Origin of the sequence: Catalinimonas alkaloidigena, assembly GCF_029504655.1 — a bacterium.
Lineage (GTDB): Bacteria > Bacteroidota > Bacteroidia > Cytophagales > Cyclobacteriaceae > Catalinimonas > Catalinimonas alkaloidigena.
The window spans coordinates 2,665,475-2,686,210 of sequence record NZ_JAQFIL010000001.1; the positions used below are offsets into that span (position 1 = coordinate 2,665,475).

General features: G+C 40.4%; 16 protein-coding genes. 12 read left to right on the top strand and 4 right to left on the bottom strand.

The features are described 5' to 3' along the window. Window positions 1-194: 194 nt before the first annotated feature. Complete coding sequence (locus OKW21_RS10910) at window positions 195-2,909, top strand: S9 family peptidase (RefSeq protein ID WP_277479446.1); 2,715 nt, start codon at window positions 195-197, stop codon at window positions 2,907-2,909. Between the two features lie 230 nt (window positions 2,910-3,139). Here the strand turns inward: OKW21_RS10910 and OKW21_RS10915 are convergent, their stop codons facing one another. Beyond that, complete coding sequence (locus tag OKW21_RS10915) at window positions 3,140-4,294, bottom strand: pyridoxal phosphate-dependent aminotransferase (RefSeq protein ID WP_277479447.1); 1,155 nt, start codon at window positions 4,292-4,294, stop codon at window positions 3,140-3,142. Window positions 4,295-4,562: 268 nt separating this feature from the next. Then, window positions 4,563-5,552 carry a YheT family hydrolase gene (locus OKW21_RS10920; RefSeq protein WP_277479448.1) on the bottom strand — a complete coding sequence of 330 codons (990 nt, stop codon included), beginning with the start codon at window positions 5,550-5,552 and terminating at the stop codon, window positions 4,563-4,565. 147 nt (window positions 5,553-5,699) lie between these two features. On the opposite strand from OKW21_RS10920, the gene OKW21_RS10925 reads away from it, so the two are divergent. From OKW21_RS10925 to OKW21_RS10950, 6 genes are all read left to right on the top strand, one after another. After that, a complete protein-coding gene (locus tag OKW21_RS10925; protein WP_277479449.1) occupies window positions 5,700-7,166 on the top strand; it encodes a sodium:solute symporter family protein in 1,467 nt (488 codons plus the stop codon). A 3-nt stretch (window positions 7,167-7,169) separates the two neighbouring features. Continuing rightward, entirely contained in the window at window positions 7,170-7,610 is a 441-nt protein-coding gene (locus OKW21_RS10930) for a GNAT family N-acetyltransferase (RefSeq protein ID WP_277479450.1), read from the top strand. 6 nt (window positions 7,611-7,616) lie between these two features. Then, entirely contained in the window at window positions 7,617-8,687 is a 1,071-nt protein-coding gene (locus OKW21_RS10935) for an alanine/ornithine racemase family PLP-dependent enzyme (RefSeq protein ID WP_277479451.1), read from the top strand. Window positions 8,688-8,799: 112 nt separating this feature from the next. Beyond that, window positions 8,800-9,948 carry an amidohydrolase gene (locus tag OKW21_RS10940; protein WP_277479452.1) on the top strand — a complete coding sequence of 383 codons (1,149 nt, stop codon included), beginning with the start codon at window positions 8,800-8,802 and terminating at the stop codon, window positions 9,946-9,948. 71 nt (window positions 9,949-10,019) lie between these two features. Then, window positions 10,020-11,114 carry a mechanosensitive ion channel family protein gene (locus tag OKW21_RS10945; RefSeq protein WP_277479453.1) on the top strand — a complete coding sequence of 365 codons (1,095 nt, stop codon included), beginning with the start codon at window positions 10,020-10,022 and terminating at the stop codon, window positions 11,112-11,114. 10 nt (window positions 11,115-11,124) lie between these two features. Continuing rightward, on the top strand, window positions 11,125-11,952 hold the full coding sequence (locus tag OKW21_RS10950) for an ion transporter (protein ID WP_277479454.1): 828 nt from the start codon (window positions 11,125-11,127) through the stop codon (window positions 11,950-11,952). 38 nt (window positions 11,953-11,990) lie between these two features. On the opposite strand, the gene OKW21_RS10955 is transcribed toward OKW21_RS10950, so the two are convergent. Further along, window positions 11,991-12,821, bottom strand: a complete 831-nt coding sequence (locus tag OKW21_RS10955; protein WP_277479455.1) for a CvfB family protein — start codon at window positions 12,819-12,821, stop codon at window positions 11,991-11,993. Window positions 12,822-12,875: 54 nt separating this feature from the next. Here OKW21_RS10955 and OKW21_RS10960 point away from each other — a divergent pair, with 54 nt between their 5' ends. From OKW21_RS10960 to OKW21_RS10970, 3 genes are all read left to right on the top strand, one after another. Then, complete coding sequence (locus OKW21_RS10960; RefSeq protein WP_277479456.1) at window positions 12,876-13,607, top strand: tetratricopeptide repeat protein; 732 nt, start codon at window positions 12,876-12,878, stop codon at window positions 13,605-13,607. A gap of 27 nt (window positions 13,608-13,634) precedes the next feature. Further along, complete coding sequence (locus OKW21_RS10965) at window positions 13,635-13,808, top strand: Lacal_2735 family protein (protein WP_277479457.1); 174 nt, start codon at window positions 13,635-13,637, stop codon at window positions 13,806-13,808. Window positions 13,809-13,904: 96 nt separating this feature from the next. Continuing rightward, window positions 13,905-14,825 carry a YihY/virulence factor BrkB family protein gene (locus OKW21_RS10970; RefSeq protein ID WP_277479458.1) on the top strand — a complete coding sequence of 307 codons (921 nt, stop codon included), beginning with the start codon at window positions 13,905-13,907 and terminating at the stop codon, window positions 14,823-14,825. Between the two features lie 851 nt (window positions 14,826-15,676). Here OKW21_RS10970 and OKW21_RS10975 read toward each other — a convergent pair. Continuing rightward, the gene (locus OKW21_RS10975; protein ID WP_277479459.1) at window positions 15,677-17,911 is read right to left on the bottom strand and encodes a S9 family peptidase; all 2,235 of its coding nucleotides are present in this window, start codon (window positions 17,909-17,911) and stop codon (window positions 15,677-15,679) included. 133 nt (window positions 17,912-18,044) lie between these two features. Between OKW21_RS10975 and OKW21_RS10980 the strand changes: the two genes are divergently transcribed. Together OKW21_RS10980 and OKW21_RS10985 are read left to right on the top strand one after the other, a co-directional pair. Continuing rightward, complete coding sequence (locus OKW21_RS10980) at window positions 18,045-19,658, top strand: S8 family peptidase (protein WP_277479460.1); 1,614 nt, start codon at window positions 18,045-18,047, stop codon at window positions 19,656-19,658. A 114-nt stretch (window positions 19,659-19,772) separates the two neighbouring features. Beyond that, window positions 19,773-20,723 (top strand): hydroxypyruvate isomerase family protein, encoded by a 951-nt coding sequence (locus tag OKW21_RS10985; RefSeq protein WP_277479461.1) that lies wholly within the window; start codon window positions 19,773-19,775, stop codon window positions 20,721-20,723. The last annotated feature ends 13 nt before the right edge of the window (window positions 20,724-20,736 follow it).

A 20,736-nucleotide genomic window follows, 5' to 3' on the forward strand; every position in this document is an offset into this window, starting at 1 on the left:
GTTGATGGTTCTTGATGTTATTGTTGTGATTTTAGGATACTGCATTTGTTCTCAGGATTTTAGGCCAACATCAAAATATGCAGCAGTGTAATAATGTCGCTCAAACGACAACACCTAAAACTATAACTTCATAAAACCCAAAACCAAAACACTTAGAACAAAGAACCAAACACCAAGAACTATATTTTAAACAAATGAAAAACACATTGGCACTAATGCTGTGCCTTACAGCAGGAGGGCTGTGGGCGCAGAATAACGAGCCTGATGAAAATCGCTGGACTCCCGAAGACATCATCAATACCGAACGGATGCAGGAAGTACAGATCTCTCCGAATGAGCAGATGGTGGTCTGGACCAAGGAGAAAGGGGAAAAGGAAAAAGATAAGTTTGTCAGCGATATTTACCTCACCCGACTGGATGTACAAAAGGATGGGGAATATCTCACCATTCCCATGACTAATGGAGATGAGGATGATTATTCCCCCTTGTTCTCTCAGGATAGTGAAACGCTCTACTTTCTTTCTTCCCGAGAAAAAGGTAAAAAGCTGTGGTCCATGAGTATCTATGGGGGTGAACCAAAAGAAGTGCATGAATTTGAAAATGGAATTTCCGATATCAATTTGCTGAATGACAGCACACTCACTTTCACTTCAAACGATGGTAAAACACTGTACGAACAAAAGCTGGAAGAGAAAAAAGACAATACGATCATCGTAGAAGATACGGTACACTGGACTAACCAAAAAGTGTATGCGTTTAACCTAAAAGACAAATCCATAAAGAGACTGACTGACAACGAGCATCCTGTAAGCCAGTACGCGATTTCCAGGGATGGACGTTGGATGATTACTGGTTTGACAATGAGTCCACACTACGCGTCTGATGCCCAGCCCAAAGGTGAGTATTATTTATATGACCTGGAAAGTGGAGAAAAGACCAAAGTGCTGGAGAATTTACAAACACCTGGCAATTTTAAATTTACTTCTGACCATCAGGGATTTTATTTCACAGCCGAACATTCTAGTGACCCTGAGTGGAATGGAGCAGGGATAACTGAATTGTATTATTATTTATTGGATGAGCAAGCGTACGATAAGGTAGATTTAGATTGGGAATGGGGCTTAGGAGGGGACTTTGCATTGACTTCCGACGGTTTGCTGGCTCATCTGGCTCATGGAGCTACCCGTAAACTGGCTTATTTTCAAAAAGATGAGAGTAGCTGGAGTCAGCAACTCATCACACTGAATGGCATGGAACAACACCTGAGCTTCTTTGAAACATCAAAAGATGGTAAAAAACTGGTTTTTGATTATTCTACCGCATCTAAGCTGCCCAAATATTATGTGGCTGACATTCAGCATAAAAGAAACAAGGCTGTTGTCGCAAATTATGATGAGCTGGTAAAGCTGAACCAAAAACTACAAAAAAAGCCAATTGCGCGTGCAGAGATCTTCCGCTGGCAGGGTTATAATGATGAAGAAGTAAACGGCATACTGATTTACCCGGAAAATTATGAAGAGGGTAAAAAATATCCTCTGGTACTTTCCATTCATGGTGGCCCCTCCGGTGTAGACCTTGACCTGTGGACCGAACGCTGGTCTACCTATCCCAACATCATGTCGCAGCGAGGTGCTTTTGTACTCAAGCCTAATTATCATGGTTCTTCCAATCATGGTCTGGCGTTCGTGGAATCTATCAAGAAGAATTACTATGAGCCCGAACTGGTAGACATTATGAATGCGGTAGATGAACTGGTTGACAAAGGATTGGTGGATGAGGACAAACTAGGGGTGATGGGTTGGTCCAATGGAGCTATTCTAACTACCATGCTGACCGTTCGCTATCCAGATAAGTTCAAAGTTGCTGCTCCCGGAGCCGGTGATGTAAACTGGACCTCCGATTTCGGTACCTGCCGCTTTGGCGTTTCTTTTGACCAAAGCTATTTTGGTGGCGCCCCCTGGGATGATGTAAATGGTAAATTTTACAATGAAAATTATATCATCAAGTCACCACTTTTTGAGATGGAAAAGGTGAAAACCCCAACCATTATTTTTCATGGAAGTGAAGATCGGGCAGTACCTCGGGATCAGGGCTGGGAATATTATCGCGCATTACAGCAGAATGATAAAGCTCCTGTTCGCTTTGTCTGGTTTCCTGACCAGCCACATGGCTTAAAGAAAATAACACATCAGTTAAGAAAAATGAATGAAGAACTGGATTGGTTTGATCAATATCTCTTTAAGAATTATGAAAAGAAAAATGAAGCACTCAAATCCGAAAGTCCTATAGCTATGCTCCTGAAGAAGGAAAAAGTAGCGAAAGAGGGCGCGTTGTACGGTAAGCTTTACCAGGACAAGTTGATACCGGAAGTAGTGTCTCTGGGTGAAGATACTATCTCATTGGGTCGCTTTGAAGTAACCAATGCTCAGTATCAGGCATACAAAACTGACCATAAGTTTGATCCAACGGAATCCAACTTCGCACTACATAACGTAAGTAAAGGGGAAGCAGAAGCTTACCTGGCATGGTTGAGTGAACTAACGGGGGAAAGTTATCGTCTGCCCAATGTCAAGGAGGCGACAAAGTGGCATGAATTAGGCCGTAAAAATGCTGAGAAGGAGAATACATTGAACTTTTGGGCAGGATTTGACATTACGCTTGAAGAAGTTTCACTGCTTCAGGAAAAAATTGATGAAGCTAAGCCCTTGCTGCTTAAAGCAGTCGGGAGTCATCCTCCTCTCAAACTTGAGAAAGCAGAAGTATATGACCTCGGGGGAAATGTATCAGAATATCATTCGGAAGGAGAAACCTACGGGTATAGCGCTTATGATTATGCTGACCCTAGTAATGTAGAAGTACATTCCGATCAAGCATATCGCGGTTTCAGGATCGTGAAAGAATCTCAATAATGCATGACTCTTTTAGGGTTATGTTATGTGTCGTAAAGCCAATTAGCCGAGTGGTTGATTGGTTTTATTTTTTAAGAGTAATTTAATGTGCATCTGCAGATAGTGTATGGCACATCTATAAAAAAAGATGCAGGAGGGAGGAGCACAAAAAAAGAACCTGCCAAAAAATCAGCAGGTTCTCTGATGTAAAATAATTGTTGAGCGTAAATTGGTCTTGTTTGATATTTTTGTTAGGAAAGCTCGCTGAATGCTTCCGCAAAAGTTTCCATATTTTCTTTGGTACCAATACTCACACGGCAGTAATGCTGGTTACGGAAATGAACCCGCTTTAGACCAACACCTCTCTTCATCATTTCCAGTACAAAACGATCTCCATCCATACGGATAGGGAAGAGCACAAAATTGGTGTCAGAAGGTATGTATTCGTATCCGGCATCAGTTAAAGTTTTGTACAGCATGTCTTTGGATTCAGCATTCATCTTACGACTATAATCCATAAACGCCTCATCTTTGAGTGTCTCAATTGCTCCATAAGCTGAAGGGCGGGCTAAGCCATTTCCGTCAGTAGCAAAAAGCTCTAGTTTCTTGATATTTTCAGGCGAAGCGATACAATAACCAATGCGTAAACCTGCCATAGCATGAACTTTGGAAAAGGTTCTGGCAACAATCACATCTTTTCCTTCTTTTACCAGGCTGATCATAGATTTTGATGGAGCATCTTTCTGATAATCGATGTAGGCCTCATCAATAAAAATCGGCTTCTTTTTGGAGGCTTCAGCGCAAAAAGATTTGAGTGAAGCGGTATCAGTCAGTCTACCCGTTGGATTGTTAGGGTTACAAATATACACCAGGTTAATATCGTCCTTCACCTGATCCATCATCCTGTTGAAGTCATAGTCCAGATCAGTGTCCAGAGGAGCGGTCACCAGTTCGGCACCATAGTCATTGCAGGCACGACGAATAAGTGACATATAGGTCAGGTCAGCTCCTAATATTTTATTGCCTTTTTTTCCATAATACTGAGCGGCAGCCATCAGTAGTTCAGTAGAGCCCGCCCCTAGAATCACATGATCTTCGGTAACCCCCCACATATCCGCAATCATTTTCTTCAACTCGTCTTTGCCAAGCTTAGCGTACATCCAGCTGTCTTTGATTGCATCCATCATCACTTTTTGCGCTTTTGGAGAAGGACCAAAGGGATTTTCGTTAGAAGTTAGCCGTGCCTTCATGTTTTCAAAATCCCAGGGAGATGCATTTGGAGAGGCAAGCTTACTTACCGTAGCAGCATGGGCAGGTTGTGTAAACTCAAACGGATTACCTAAGAAGGCTCCAGCCATAAGTGCACTAGATTTCAACCAGTGACGGCGGTTAATATTGGTTGACATAGTGAAGAAGTTTGGTGATGAAAGTAAAGTTTAACGTATTGATATGTTATTTATGCAAATAGAAAAATAATATTTGGTAAATAAAAGAAATTAGAGAATAAAAATTAATTTTTATTTTGAGTTTTAGCATATTACGTAACCTATTTGCTTGTGAAAAGTCGCAGCCAGGGCGGCACAGATTGTCCCGCACATACTGAGGCATACAGGCGGTGGACTAATCCCGAGCTTGCACCACTGCTCACCTTCAGAAAAAGTAAGCTGATTTTTTTCAGATATGAGAACCTTCTAAATTACTTGCGGCAAATGCGAGGGCTCGCTTTTCAGACCAGTAATTGTCATTAGCCTTTGCACCTCTTGGCATGAAGCCTACATGACCTCCCTGGGTAGGTGTTTCAAGGAAAATATAGGGATGAGCAGCAAGCATTTGCTGAGGATAGCACTTGTCAGAGAGAAAAGGATCATTCTTCGCATTAACCAGTAAAGTGGGTATACGGATGTCATTCAGATAATAAAGACTGCTACAGTGACTGTAATAGTCCAGCGCATCCTGAAACCCATGAATAGGAGCGGTATAAAAATCATCAAAATCCAAAAGTGTTTTGATCTTATCAAAATGCTCGGTAGAAATGTCATCAGGCATCTTTATTACCTTCTGGCTGACTTTAAGCTTAAGATTACGAAGGAAACGACGATTGTAAATGAAGTTGGCAGGCTCACTGATTTGTTGAGAGCAGGAATGTAAATCCAGAGGTACGGAAAATGCAACCCCTGCCTTAATCACAGGTCGCAATTGACTGCCTGATTCTCCAAGGTATTTGAGGGTAAGATTACCACCCAGACTGAAGCCTACCAGTACAATATTTTGATAGCTTTTTTTTCTCAATGCATGGGCAATTACCAGATCAAGATCATCAGTAGCGCCGCTATGATAAAATCGGAGGGTATGGTTAATTTCTCCCCCACATCCTCGGAAATTCCATGCCAGGGCATCCCATCCGGCACGGTTAAAAGCTCTAACCATTCCTTTGATATAGGGCCGCTGACTATCCCCTTCCAGTCCATGAGAAATAATGACTAGTTTGTCTGACTGTATCTCAGACCAGTCTAGTAATAAAAAATCATCATCCGGAGTAGCAAAGCGTTCTCTTTGGTAAGATATATCCTGTACTTTTCTAAACTGAGAAGGAATAATGGTCTGAAGGTGACCATTAAAAAGCCAGTAAGGTGCTTGGTAATCAGAGTGTTGAATCCAGGGCATGCTTGACTAAATTGGTGTTTTTTCAGTTAAAGAGAATGTTTTATAACTTTGTGCTTTTAGAACTGAGAGACAAGGTAAGTATTTTTAATTGGTTGAATAGTTCAAATTGACCAAACCTTAGCATCTTCTTCCTGTTAAATATTTAGCATGCATATTATTGATATCCTTATTTTTGTAGTCTACATGGTCGCCATGTTGGGCGTTGGTTTTTTCTTTTTTTCCAAAAACGAAGGTACTGACGATTATTATGTGGGAGGTAGAAATATGAGTAGCTGGCATATTGGATTGTCAGTGGTGGCTACCGATGTGGGCGGTGGGTTTTCTGTAGGCCTGGGCGGCCTGGGTTTTGTCATGGGATTATCGGGAGCCTGGATGCTATTTACCGGATTAATCGGGGCCTGGCTGGCTGCGGTCTTTCTCATTCCTTTGATCAAAGGAAATCCAGCTTTTGCGAAATTCTATACCTTTCCTCAGATATTCGGTCATTTCTATGATAAGAAAACCGCACTCTTGGCAGGGTTGATTTCTGCTGTCGGCTATACTGGTTTTACCAGTTCCCAGATACTGGCAGGTGCCAAATTAGCTTCCGGTACTTTTGTTGATTTAGACATGAACATGGCGCTCTGGATCATGGGTGCAGTAGCAGTGATTTATACCGTACTGGGAGGTATAAAAGCTGTGATCTATACAGACACAGTGCAATGGATCATCCTTATGTCGGGGTTAATTTTTATTGCCTTACCAGTTGCTTACACTGCTGTAGGAGGCTGGGAAGCAATTACAGCTACAGTGGCTCCTGAGATGCTGACCTTTACTAACATAAGATGGCAGGACTTGGTGAATTGGGGTGTCACTATCATCCCTATTTGGTTTGTCGCTATGACATTATACCAGCGTATATACGCCTCCCGGGATGAGAAAACTGCCCGAAAGGCATGGTTTCTTGCAGGATTATTTGAGTGGCCAATCATGGCATTTATGGGAGTGACTTTAGGCTTGCTCGCCAAAGTTGGGGCTGACCAGGGCATGTTTGATTATCTGGGAGCTGCGAATGTGTCAGCTACTGATCCCGAAACCGGCCTGCCTATGTTACTGAGAACAGTACTGCCGGTGGGTTTGATGGGACTGGTGATGTCAGCTTATTTTTCTGCCGTACTTTCTACTGCGGACAGTTGTCTTATGGCAGCCTCCGGAAATATAGTTTCTGATCTTCTGTGCCGTCTTCTACCCATCAATGAAGAGGGAAAATCATTCTTACTGATCTCGCAGGGAGTGACTTTTATTCTCGGCGTTTTAGCCGTAGGATTGGCCTGGAAAATGACCAATGTGCTCAACCTCATGCTTTATTCATATGCGTTCCTTGTATCTGGCTTGCTGATACCAGTATTAGGGGCATTGTTTTGGAACAGAGGTAACCCGACTGCGGCATTCTTTTCAATGTTGACAGGAGGATGTGTCACGGTAGGGCTCTCGCTGGTAGTTTCAGCTGAACAAATGCCTTTCGGGCTTGATGCCAACGTATTCGGAATATTCGCTGCATTACTAATCTTTGTGGTGCTCTCCTACGTTGTTCCTAGTAACCAAACTGAAAACAAATCTTTGAAATATTCATAACACATGGAATTTAAATTTATAACAGCCATAGACCGGGCGACAATATTGGTAAAAAATGAAATCGCTGAATTTTTGTATGCCCATTTAGATGAGTTTGGCGATAATATTCTTGACATAAAAAAATGCCTGGACTATGCCCTCAGCAATTACCCTCACCAAGGTGGCTTCGCACTTCTCTCCAAGGAAGGAGATCAGATCACCGGGGCGGTGATTATGTGTCAGACAGGTATGGAAGGCTATGTACCTGAAAACTTACTGGTATACATAGCCGTTCACCGTGACCATCGCGGCAAAGGCTTAGGTAAACAGCTTATGCAGAAAGCCATTGACATGGCAAAAGGAAATATTGCGCTGCATGTAGAGCCAAATAATCCTGCCAAATTCTTGTATGAGAAGCTGGGATTTACCAACAAGTATTTAGAAATGAGACTAGAGAAGAAATAAAGCGTCATGGCCTATATAAAAATGAATAGAGAAAGTCTCAGGCATAATTTCCATTTCCTGAAAGACCTGTTTGATTCAAACGAATTGCACTGGGGAGTGGTATCTAAACTATTATGCGGAAATGAGCTCTTTCTTAAAGAACTGATCAATATGGGAGTAAGAGAAATTCATGATTCCCGCATCAGTAACCTAAGAAAAATTAAATCCATCAACCCAGAGGTACAGACAGTATATATCAAGCCTCCGGCCAAAGAAGCGGTAGAAGATATCATCAGTTATGCTGATGTGAGCATGAACACTGAATATTTTACGCTGAAGCTGCTTTCTGACGAAGCGGTTAAGCAAAAAAAGATTCACAAGGTGATCATTATGATAGAGACAGGGGATCTGAGGGAAGGCGTAATGGGTGATCATCTGATAGATTTTTATGCCCAAATTTTTGAATTGCCCGGCATTGAAATTATTGGAATCGGAACCAATCTGAATTGTCTGCATGGAGTGATGCCTTCACAGGACAAGCTCATTCAGTTAAGCTTGTACAAGCAAATCATTGAACTCAAATTCAACCGAAAAATTCCCTGGATTTCCGGAGGTACTTCGGTGACCATTCCTTTGATTATCAATAAGCAGATTCCAAAAGGTGTTAATCATTTTCGGGTAGGAGAGACTTTATATTTTGGAGTTAATCTCTTTGAAGAGAAGCTCATACCCGGTATGAAAGATGATGTGTTTGAGTTTAGCGCGCAAATCATTGAAATCACTGAAAAGCCCATGTTGCCCATAGGTGAACTGGGGGCAAATCCCCAGGGTGATGTCATGGAAGTTGATTCTAAACTTTATGGACAGACCCATTACCGTGCTATTTTAGATGTGGGCCTGCTGGATCTGGATCCCAAATATATCATTCCGATAAAAGACAACTTTGAAGTGGTAGGTGCCAGTTCTGATATGCTGGTACTGGACTTGAAAAAAAATGAAACGAAGCTTAAAGTTGGGGATATGCTGCGCTTCCGTCTGAAATACATGGGGGCATTGCAGCTTTTAAACTCAGATTACATTGAAAAACGTATAGAATAAATATTCACTTTTGTGTATTGAGTGACCTTGTTTCAGGTCGCTCAATACACATATGATATTATTAACCCTTCCGTACGCCAAAGATTCATAAAAATTAAAGAAGACATTTTTTATGGAGAAATTATCTCCAATCATAGACAAAGTAGTTCCACTACGCCATGAATTACATGAGCATCCCGAACTGTCTGGTCAGGAAATCAATACTGCGGATGCTATCTTAAATTTTTTGAAGCCTACTCAGCCTGATCACATACATACCAATGTAGGAGGGCATGGCATTATCATGACTTACGAAAGTGGAAAGCCGGGACCACACCTGATGTTTAGAGCCGAACTGGATGCATTAAGAATTGAGGAAAAGAACGATATAGCCTATAAGTCTCGCTTTTCTGAAAGGGGCCACCTCTGTGGTCATGACGGTCATATGTCAATATTGGCGGGTTTAGGTTTTTACTTATCCGAATCAAGGCCAGCCTATGGAAAAGTCAGCTTGCTTTACCAGCCGGCTGAAGAAACAGGTGAAGGAGGATCGCAAGTGATTGAAAGTGATGCATGGCAAGAGCAGAAGCCTGACTATTTATTTGCCTTGCATAACCTACCGGGCTTTCCGCTGAACAAACTGTTATTAAAGCCAGGAATTTTTGCTGCTGCTTCTCAGGGCATGAAAACTATACTGAGGGGAAAAACGGCTCATGCAGCAAGACCCGAGCAGGCCAAAAGCCCGGCATTGGCATTAAGCCATATCATTCAGGATTTGCACGATTTCAAATCAGCAAATACTGAATATGATGACTTTGTACTGCTTACAGTAGTGCATGCAGTTCTGGGCACGCCTAGTTACGGAATCACACCAGGACTGGCAGAGCTGGGAGTAACCTTACGAAGTTTTAGAAACGAAGACATGACTACACTGCAACATTGGGCAGAGAGTGTAATCAGCAGATGGGCAAATTCTGAAGGGCTTACTTATGATTTTCAATATTCAGAAGTTTTTCCCGCTACCATCAACCATCCGGAAGCTTATCAGTTCCTCACCGACGCTGTCGCAGGACTTGATGTTAGTAGTGAAGTGTTAGATACTCCATTCCGCTGGTCAGAAGATTTTGGCTATTATACACGCGATTGTAAAACCTGTTTTTTTGGATTAGGCGCTGGCAGAGATACACCTGATCTACACCATGAAAATTATGATTTTCCAGACGAGATTATAGCAACCGGATTACAAGTGTTTACAGCTATAATCAAGAATATTTTAGGTTAATTAATAGCAGGATTTCAATGGTCTAAGTAAGTTGCTTAAGGGTTTTATTTTTTCAACGAACACCTATTGCTATGACTGAACACTTCTTTTACAGTCTTGAACAAGGTTTTATAGATTATATGACTAATCGGCCCTATTGGACAGTTGTATTTGTGTTTTTTCTATCAATATTGGTAGGTTTAGCAATACGATGGGTTTTTGTCCGCTCTTTGAAAAATTACAACCGACTGAAGCCTGGTGTATTAATAGAATCATTCCTCAGAAATCTGAACCGAAGAACGAAAGTCTTTTTTCCGCTACTGGTCTTTTATATTGCTCAGCTCTTTATTGATTTGCCGGATGAAACCACTGATCTTATAATCACTAAAGTTGCTCAGGCAGCACTAATTTTAGGTTTTGGCTGGGTATTATTGAGCTTAGTCAAAGTAGTGGAAGAGGTAGTGTTTGAGCACTACACTGTAAAAAGAGGAGATAGTCTAAAGAGTAAGAAGATACAGACCCAGTTACAGTTTATCAGAAGAGTATTGGTTGTAATTATCGTTGTACTGGTATTATCGGCCATTTTGCTCACTTTTGATTCGGTTCGTAATATTGGTGCTACACTCTTAACGTCTGCCGGAGTTGCCGGAATTATTGTCGGATTTGCTGCACAAAAGTCAATTGCAAATTTTCTGGCAGGGCTTCAGATTGCTATTACGCAACCGATCAAAATTGATGACTCGGTAATTGTGGAAGGAGAGTGGGGGTGGATTGAAGAGATTACCCTTACTTATGTAGTTATCAAAATCTGGGACAAAAGGCGTTTGGTATTGCCTATTAATTATTTCATAGAAAAGCCCTTTCAGAACTGGACACGTACCTCTACCGAACTATTGGGGCCCGTCATGTTATACCTGGATTATACGCTACCTTTAGACGAGCTACGCAATGAACTGGATAAAATCCTTGCCAGGGAAAAACTTTGGGATAGAAAAACCAAAGTGGTCCAACTGGTAGATACTACAGAAAAATGTATTGCGGTAAGAATACTGGTAAGCGCGAAAGATGCACCCACCGCATTTGATTTGCGCTGTATTGTTAGAGAAAAATTAATAAATTTCGTCAGGGAAAAATATCCTGATGCATTGCCAGTGCATAGGATGTTTATGTTAGAACAGTCTACTTAATCCATATCTGTTGAAGAAAAAATTACCATCAGGCCTGAGTACCAAAGAGCGCTTGTACCACATCATTTTTGAATCGGATACACAACCGGGTAAAGCCTTTGATGTTGCCTTACTGATTGCGATACTGCTTAGTGTACTTACTGTAATGCTTGAAAGTGTAAATAGTTTTGCCAGCCAATACGGGAGCACAATCCGTACGGTGGAGTGGATTTTTACTGTAATGTTCACCGTAGAATACATTTTAAGAATCTACTGTGCCAGAAGAAGAACTGGTTATGTGCTTAGCTTTTATGGAATTGTAGATTTGATTTCTGTGATACCAACCTATCTGAGCTTAGTAGTGGTAGGGACACAGTACGTGTTGATGATCCGTATATTAAGATTGTTAAGAGTATTTAGAGTACTGAAGCTTTATCATTTTCTGGGAGAAGCAGAAGTCCTGGGTAGGGCACTCCGCCAAAGTGCTGCCAAGATTACGGTTTTTATCGGGACAGTAATCACTTTAATCTTTATTGTAGGCTCTCTCATGTACCTGATTGAAGGCCCGGAAAATGGTTTTACCAGCATTCCTGTTAGTATTTACTGGGCAATCGTAACCCTGACAACAGTTGGCTACGGGGATATTGCCCCCCAAACAATAGCTGGCCAAACCCTGGCATCAGTGGTCATGATACTAGGCTATGGTATCATCGCAGTACCAACCGGTATTGTATCGGTAGAGATCTCAAAAGCAGACACCAAAAAGCGCAGTGAGAAAAGTAAAGTGAAGTTAGTAAAGGCTGATAGAAAAGCCTGTACGCCACAAAGCCTGACCTGGAAAAAAATAGAGGCCAGGTGATATACTAAAAAATTTGACCAGTAAAAAAATAAGATTTCTTAGCGTAGTTTGATTCCACTTTCGGTAAAGGTGATTTTCTTTTCTTTAAACAGATTGCCGGCAGCTTTCTTAAATGCTTTTTTGCTCATCTGGACAGCTGCCTGTACCTCTTCTGGGCTACTTTTATCATGAATAGGGAGAAACCCTCCTGCCTGCTGTAAAGCTTCCAATAAATCGGTTCGGGCGTTTTTCATTCCTCTTACGCCCTGTTGCTGTAAGCTAACATCTACTTTCTCATCCTCACGTATCTTTTTGACAAATCCCTGCATAACCTCACCAAGACGCACCTCCTGAAAAAGCTCATTATTATAAAGAAGTCCTTCATTTTTACGGTTGATCAGCACTTTATATCCCAGGGGTGTTTGGTCGTAAACCATTAGTTCTACTTCCTGTCCTTCTGACAGATCATCAAGTTCTCTCTGGATAAAAGCCTGAATTTTGGAAATCGCTATAACTCTATCGGTTTTCGGGTCAGTAATAACCCTGACAATTACCTGATCGCCAACTTTTACAGGATGTAATTGCTCCCGATAGGGTAGGAGTAAGTCTTTGTTAATCCCCCAATCCAGAAAAGCACCTACCGTAGTCACATCTTTGACCAGCAAACTCGCAAATTCACCGGAAGTAGCTTTGGGCTGTTCAGTAATGGCAACCAGACGATCTTCAGAATCAGTATAAACAAAAACATTAACGGTATCACCAGGCTTTAATTCACCAACATAACGGTTGGGCAGGAGGATTTCTCCCTGTGAAGATTGAAGGTACATTCCATGGGGAGATTCCCTGTTGACTTCCAGTTCATTATATTCGCCGATCTTAAGATTTGTCATTATTTATAAACTCTAGGGACTTTTTTAAGTTCTATTGTAAACTTTACAAACCCAATGTCGGCAGAAAAATTCTATAGACAAGGAAAAAATCTATTTGATCAGGAAAATTATATCGAAGCGCTGAAAAACTTTCAGCTAGCCCTTAAAGAAAATCCTCAGGATCTGAACAGTTTGTATGCTCGTGCGATGAGCTATTTCAAACTCACTGAATTTGAAAAGGCCATCAAAGATTTTGACCAGCTGGTGATGCAGGTACCTGATAATGCTACTTTCTGGAGCGAGCGCGCAGTGGCATTACATCTTTCCGGGCAAAATGAAAAAGCACTTATAAGCTTTAATAAAGCATTGGCGCTGGAGCCGGAAAATCCATACCGCTACTCCAGCAGAGCTTATGTAAAAGACCATATGAAAGATTATCAGGGAGCTATAGATGATTATACTAAAGCCATTGAGCTTGACCCTGAAGATGCGATCTCATACAACAACCGTGGGTTGGTTGAAGAAAAGTTAGGATACCAGGATAAAGCTAAAAGCAGCTTTAAGCGGGCTGATGAATTAGCCATCCCATCAAAAGAGAATATAGCAAATCAGCAAGCTTCAAATGTCGCTGATCATGCTAATCAAACAGAGTATAAAGATCAGCAAATCATCATAGAGTCAGAAGGGGAAGATACAAGGCCTGCTTTTAGCGAATATGTAAAAGTGATAGCTTCAGTATTCTCCAGCAGGCAAGGCTGGAAAGAGTTTTTGGATTTTGTAAGTAGCAAGTTCAGAAGAAATAATTGATTTTAATTTCAAACCATGTTCATCAATATGTTTAATTTATTTAAGAAGAAATCAGAAGTAGAAAAGCTGCAGGATAAGTATAAGAAACTGTTAGCCGAAGCACACAGTCTTTCACAGAGAGACCGCAAAGCTGGGGATATGAAAATGGCTGAAGCTGAAGAGGTTGCACAGAAAATTGAAAGAATAAAAGATAAGAAGTAAGTAATTTTTTTTGATGCCAGCAGACTGTAAAAATAGGCTCAAAGTAACCATTTGTCAGTTCAGAGGTTAAAACAGTGTATCTAAATTTTTTAAACTATGATGAGGCTTAAACGCTTATTTTCTTATCTGAAAGAATCTTATCTGGAGTGGCAGGGTGATGATGCGTTTCGTCAGAGCGCAGTGATCGCCTATTATTCTATTTTTTCTCTGCCGGGATTGATTATCATAATTGTCAATGTGGCAGGGATATTTTATGAGCAGTCAAAAGTCAGGGGTGAAATTACAAACCAAATTAGTTCTATCATAGGCCCTGAATCCGCACAGCAGGTACAAACTATATTAGAGAATAGTACACAGCAGGGCAGCTCTACAATAGCAATCATTGCTGGTATCGCTACCTTAATATTTGGTGCCACTGGATTATTCTATCAATTGCAATTGTCATTAAATACAGTTTGGGATGTAGAAGCCAATCCTAAAGCTGGGATCAAAAAAATTGTGATTGACAGAGCTACTTCTTTAGGAATGATATTGGCTATCGGCTTTTTGATGATCGTTTCTTTACTGCTTACAGCTTTGATAGGGGTGCTGAGAGACTGGATCAGTGAGATGCTGCCTCCTTTCTTGCTTTATGTATTTTATTTCGCTAATGAAATAGTAGCGCTGGGTATCATCACTGTTTTGTTCGCACTGATCTATAAAATATTACCTGATGTTCAACTCATTTGGAAAACTGTATGGATAGGTGCTTTCGTAACGGCGCTTTTGTTTACGCTGGGTAAATTTGCGCTGGGTTTGTATTTCGGACAAACTGATCCGGCTTCTGCCTTTGGCGCAGCGGGTTCACTTATCTTGATTTTGCTCTGGGTAAATTACTCGGGACTGATATTTTTGTTTGGGGCAGAATTTACCAAGATATATGCGCAAAGGCACCAGCACCCTGTGAAAGTCTCAGGTCATGCGCAGCGAACTGCTGAATATCGGCTTAAGCATGATCAAGTTACCGCGGGTGAATAAAAAAATAATAAAGGTCAATTGGAAGTTACTAACCTTATAGCGTTCGAAATTCTGAACTGTGCAGATAAGCCCAAAGGAAATAATACTCAAGAGTAGCGATTTACCCAAAATGCTCAACTTAATTTTACTTAAAAGTTCAGTAATTAAGTAGTATACAAATGAAAAACAAAACACCCGTTTTAGGCGGGTGTGAAATGATTTATCTGTAAACGATACTATGACGGTTAAATAATCGCCGAAATTTTCCATTTTTTAGCTCAGATAACGGCTTTGGATATCGTTGAAGTCTCGTCTTGTTGATATGGATACTTTCATCACTTTATTTGATATTAATATGCTCACGGTCATATAGTAAATGATCTATGGATTGAATTGAAGATGTCATGGCTAATAAATTTTGGGTAAAAAAATGTAAATGTTGTTTTCAATACACCATAAACAAGGGGGATGCCAAAAGAAAAAAGTAGCAATATGTTGATTAGAAGCTGTTTTGCTGTTGTATATGCGTTCATGAACGGACACTTGATGTGCATGAGTGGACAACCTAAAGAATAATTGTTTTTAATAATATCATGAGGATTTATCGATATTAATTATTGCGGTGTGACCGGTATGTACGTATGATATGTGAGTGTTAAGCTCATGCGATAAGTTTACGCATGACTTTTTAATTTCATACCTTAATCGGATGCGGATTGGAGGTTTGGATTTATTCTCAAATCTTGAAGTAAAAACTTCCATTACTATCCATATGACTACCCACGAGTATCAAAATTTTTCACCAGCAACTTTGAAAATTTATTTACAAAAGAAAGAATAAAATCTCCGGAGCATGCCCGGAGATTGATGGCTCATAAGCCTGATTTCAAATTTTTATCCAAAAAGTCAGTATACTGTTGATATAGCAAAACATAGCTTTCGCCATTGTAGGCGACACCATGTGCCCCCGGAGGATAAATGCGGAGTTCATGGTCAATACCAGCATCTATGAGCGCTTTTACAAACTGAAAGGTGTTCTGTGCATGCACATTTTCATCCATCATAGAATGAGCTATAAACAGCTTTGCTTGAGTGTCGGCAGCATATGTAGTAGATGAACTTTCAATATAGTTTTTTTCATTATCAGACAATAGCCCCATATAGCGTTCGGTATAAATGCTGTCGTATAATCGCCAATCAGTTACCGGCGCACCAATGATAGCCGCTTTAAATACGCCAGGACGATACACAGAAGTAAAGCTTGCCATATAACCACCATAACTATGACCTCTTATTGCCATATTACTACCGTCAATCCAAGGTTTCTCTGCCAGGTAATTGGCAGTAGCGATAAAGTCAGCACTTTCATGCTTACCCAATTGCTTGTACACAACTTTTTCAAATTCACTACCATAGCCACCGCTTCCCCGGTTGTTTACACTAGCTACTACATAGCCTTGTTGTGCCAGGTATTGTTCCCAGCCATTAGCACCAAACTCATTATACACTGACTGCGCTCCCGGACCACCATAAATATTCAATACGAGTGGATAGGTCTTGTTTTCATCAAAATCCTTCGGTTTCACGATATAGCCATCCAGCTTTATACCTTCTTCGGTCGTAAAGCTGAATAATTCCTTTGGACTGTAAAAGTGATTGCTGATAAAGGTATTTACAGATGCATTTTCTACAAGCGTATTAATAAGCTCTCCTTCTTTATTGTACAGCCCGACTTGTTTAGGTTTGTCGACACTTGAATAGGTATCAATGTAATACTTTCCATTAGGAGCCATATCAATAAGGTGTCTTCCGCTTACTTCTGTCAGCTTTTGCTTCTTTTTCCCATTGTAGTTCACACCATATAGTTGCCTTTCCAAAGGAGAATCTTCTGTAGAAGAGTAATATATCTTTTTAGCCTTAGAATCTACCGCGTGTACCAGCACAACTTCCCACTCACCACTGGTAACCTGATTGACTAAATTTCCTTCGTAGTCGTAACGGTACAAATGACTCCAACCATCACGATCTGATATCCAAAAAAACTCATCTGAATCTTTTGGAAAGTAAAAAAGGTCCATAATACCGGCAAAGAAATCAAATACGTCAATCCATGCATCAGATTGTTCTTCCATGATCAGCTTCCCATCTCCTGTAATGGCATTGTGGAAGAATAATTTCAGATGATTTTGAGCACGGTTTAAGTGTACAACTGCTAGTTGCCCTGTCTCTGAGGTCCAGTAAAGTCTTGGGATGTAGCCTCCGTCCAGATCAATTTTCATCCATTGCTGACTATTATCCTGTAGATCAATTACACCCACTTTTACACTGGGGTTTGTATCTCCCACTTTAGGATAAGGAATCTTGTCGTATTTGGGGTGTTGATCACTGTAATCTGAAATCTGGTATATAGGAACTTCTGATTCATCGGTTTGCCAGTAGGCGATGAAGCGACTGTCAGGTGACCATTTCCAGGCTTGTACCAGACCAAACTCTTCTTCATAAGCCCAGCCGAAGCGACCGTTATAGATTTGCCCTTCAGCATCAAATGTCAGTTGAGTATTTTCATTCGTAGCAAAATCATATACAAAGAGGTTCCCATCATGCCCATACGCCACTTTTGAACCATCAGGGGATACTTCGGCCGTAAAAGAATCTTCGGCTACAAGTTTCAGACTTTTGTCATCTACAGAGTAATAATAATAGTCTGCATTACCAGAGTTTCTCCAAATAGGTCTGAACTTAGTCTGAAACAAAATGTATTTAGCATCTCTTGTCCACTGAAATGAGTGGTAGGTAAATGCTTCATCACTACCGGGAAAAGTAAGGTTAGTAGCGTCAAAAACTACCTTTTCATCTCCATTTTTTGGATCATAGGATTTGATAATTTGCTGGCCTTCCTCTGTAGTTTCTATAAAAGAAAAGCGGTTTCCATTTTCAATCCAATTGACACTCCGGGGACCGGATTCACCTACTAATTGAGAAGATGAGAAGAGTGCTTCTCTCAGGTTTTGATAATTTTCTTTCTGTGCAAACAGGCCGTGCTGACTGCTCAGAAAAAAAATAATTATGTAAGTTAAGAGCTTTTTGTATTTTTTTGTGTTACCCATGCGTTAATCACTTTTATCATCATGTAAATTGCCAAGTTAATTTCAAAAACTCAGATATAAAGGCAATAATTTCATGCTGTAAAAAAATGACTAATTTTTTTTCTTATTTTGTGCTTTAAAAAATATTATACGAATGAAGATCAAGCAATTATTACTAGTATCAGTATTTAGCTTCACAACTTGTTTTGCATATGCTACTGATCCTGTTACTGACTCACTTAAGGCAGCACCTACAAACTGGTTTAATCTGGACGCAGAAAATTATTATGTTCAGGGTGTTAGTACTGAAAAAGCTTATGAGTTTTTGAAAGGGCGTAAGTCTGAAAAAGTAATTGTAGCAGTTATTGATTCCGGAGTTGACATTGAGCATGAAGATTTGCAGGAGAAAATTTGGATAAACAGTGATGAAATCCCGAATAATGGAAAAGATGATGATGGGAATGGATATGTGGATGATGTACACGGCTGGAATTTTATCGGAGGAGCTGATGGAACCAATGTAGATCACGATACCTACGAGGTCACCAGAGAATATGTGAGATTGAAAGAAAAGTACGAAGATGTCGCATTGGAAGATATTCCCAAGAAAGAGCTTGCCTACTATGAGGAAATCATGAAAGCCTATGAGCAGAAAAGGTCAGAAATGGAGCAGCAGTATTCAGGTTTTGAGTTTTTTGCTAATAGCTATTTGCGTTCATCCAAGTTGTTGGAAGCATATCTGGACGTTGAAAAAGTAACTGCTGAAATGCTTGGAGAGATCAGTACAGAAGACGAAATTATACAAACTTCTATTTCAATTATGGAATATGCTTTGTCTATGGGCTTTTCTAAAGAGCAGCTGCAAGAGTATGAAGATCATTACAAAAGTGCATTAGAATATGGTTATAATACTGATTTTGATCCACGTCATATTGTAGGTGATAACTATGATGATGTTAATGAAAAGTATTACGGTAACAATGATGTTGACGGTCCTGACTCAAATCATGGAACGCATGTGGCAGGGATAATTGCTGCAAACCGAGAAAATAAATTGGGAATGGAAGGTATTGCGGAAAATGTCGTAATCATGCCCATCCGCGCAGTTCCTAATGGAGACGAAAGAGACAAGGATATTGCCAATGCTATTTATTACGCTGTAGATAATGGCGCGAAAGTGATAAATATGAGTTTTGGAAAGTCGTATTCCCCTCAAAAAGAAGCCGTGGATAAAGCCGTGAAATATGCAGAATCTAAAGGTGTATTATTGGTTCATGCAGCCGGTAACAGCAGTGATGATATTGATGAAGTTTCTAATTTTCCTACCCGCCATTTCAAAGACTCAAGAAAAGAAGCTGAAAACTGGATTGAAGTAGGTGCATCTTCCTGGAAAGGAGAAGAGGAATTTGTTGCTGACTTTTCAAATTATGGAAAGAAAAGCGTAGATGTGTTTGCTCCCGGCGTTGATCTATACTCAACCACACCCGACCAGAAATATGAAAGCAACAGCGGCACAAGTATGGCTTCCCCAGTAACCGCTGGAATCGCAGCACTTTTAATATCATATTACCCTGAGCTTGATGTAGAACAAATAAGAAAAATCATTCTTGAGTCAACTGTAAAGTTTGATAAATTAAAAGTTATGCGTCCAGGTGAAGAAGGCAAACTGGTAAGCTTTGACAGCTTAAGCGCTACCGGAGGTGTTGTAAATGCTTACGAAGCAGTAAAATTAGCTGAATCTTATCAGATAAAAATGGAAGGTAAGTAGTTATAATTTTTGAACTTACTTAAAGCCACTTCTGAAAAGGAGTGGCTTTTTCTTTTAGCAAAATACTCTATCTTTAGATTTTGATCATAAACTAAACAAACTAATGCACAACCTATGAAGCGAAGAGATTTTGTCAAATCCAGTATAGCACTTGGTAGTGCTGTCACTACCAGTGCGGTAACTCCTTTAATAGCTGCGAATAGTCCAATTGTATCCTACGATAAAAGTACTGTCTCTCCTGCTGAGAAACATGATTTTAAGCTCAAGTATGCACCTCATTTCGGCATGTTTAAAAACCATGCTGGTGATGATCCTATTGACCAACTACAGTTTATGGCAGATACTGGTTTTACAGCTTTAGAGGATAATGGTATGATGCGAAGAACTCCGGAAATGCAGTCTAAAATTGGAGAAATGATGTCAAAATTAGAGATGGAGATGGGAGTGTTTGTAGTAGACAAAGGCGGAAATTCACAAAATTCTCTAACAGAAGGTAAACAAGAATATGTAGACATTTTTCTGGATGGATGTCGCAGGGCAGTGGATGTTGCCAAGCGCGTAAATGCAAAATGGATGACAGTGGTACCCGGCAATTTTCAGCGAAATTTGCCCATCGGAATTCAAACAGCAAATGTAGTTGAAGCACTTCGCAGAGGTGCTGAGATTTTAGAACCTCATGGTTTGGTGATGGTGCTTGAGCCACTTAGCGATACGCCAGATTTGTATCTCCGTACTTCCGACCAGACCTATTTGATTTGTAAAGCAGTCAATAGCCCTTCATGTAAAATACTTTACGATATCTATCATATGCAAAAGAATGAAGGACATATCATCCAAAACATAGATTTAACCTGGGATGAAATAGCTTATTTCCAAATAGGGGATAATCCTGGCCGTAAAGAGCCTACCACTGGTGAAATCAATTACAAAAATGTATTCAAGCATATTTATGATAAGGGATATCGTGGTATCATGGGAATGGAGCATGGTAACGCTATGCCGGGAAAAGAGGGAGAGCAGAAACTAATAAATGCTTATGTAGAGGTAGATAGTTTTAACGTATAAAAAAAAAGGTTGC

Coding starts and splice junctions, on each gene's coding strand:
- OKW21_RS10940 (WP_277479452.1), top strand. CDS start 8,800: ATGGAGAAATTATCTCCAATCATAGACAAAGTAGTTCCACTACGCCAT.
- OKW21_RS10925 (WP_277479449.1), top strand. CDS start 5,700: ATGCATATTATTGATATCCTTATTTTTGTAGTCTACATGGTCGCCATG.
- OKW21_RS10935 (WP_277479451.1), top strand. CDS start 7,617: ATGGCCTATATAAAAATGAATAGAGAAAGTCTCAGGCATAATTTCCAT.
- OKW21_RS10920 (WP_277479448.1), bottom strand. CDS start 5,552: ATGCCCTGGATTCAACACTCTGATTACCAAGCACCTTACTGGCTTTTT.
- OKW21_RS10945 (WP_277479453.1), top strand. CDS start 10,020: ATGACTGAACACTTCTTTTACAGTCTTGAACAAGGTTTTATAGATTAT.
- OKW21_RS10915 (WP_277479447.1), bottom strand. CDS start 4,294: ATGTCAACCAATATTAACCGCCGTCACTGGTTGAAATCTAGTGCACTT.
- OKW21_RS10970 (WP_277479458.1), top strand. CDS start 13,905: ATGATGAGGCTTAAACGCTTATTTTCTTATCTGAAAGAATCTTATCTG.
- OKW21_RS10985 (WP_277479461.1), top strand. CDS start 19,773: ATGAAGCGAAGAGATTTTGTCAAATCCAGTATAGCACTTGGTAGTGCT.
- OKW21_RS10910 (WP_277479446.1), top strand. CDS start 195: ATGAAAAACACATTGGCACTAATGCTGTGCCTTACAGCAGGAGGGCTG.
- OKW21_RS10960 (WP_277479456.1), top strand. CDS start 12,876: ATGTCGGCAGAAAAATTCTATAGACAAGGAAAAAATCTATTTGATCAG.
- OKW21_RS10975 (WP_277479459.1), bottom strand. CDS start 17,911: ATGGGTAACACAAAAAAATACAAAAAGCTCTTAACTTACATAATTATT.
- OKW21_RS10965 (WP_277479457.1), top strand. CDS start 13,635: ATGTTTAATTTATTTAAGAAGAAATCAGAAGTAGAAAAGCTGCAGGAT.
- OKW21_RS10930 (WP_277479450.1), top strand. CDS start 7,170: ATGGAATTTAAATTTATAACAGCCATAGACCGGGCGACAATATTGGTA.
- OKW21_RS10955 (WP_277479455.1), bottom strand. CDS start 12,821: ATGACAAATCTTAAGATCGGCGAATATAATGAACTGGAAGTCAACAGG.
- OKW21_RS10980 (WP_277479460.1), top strand. CDS start 18,045: ATGAAGATCAAGCAATTATTACTAGTATCAGTATTTAGCTTCACAACT.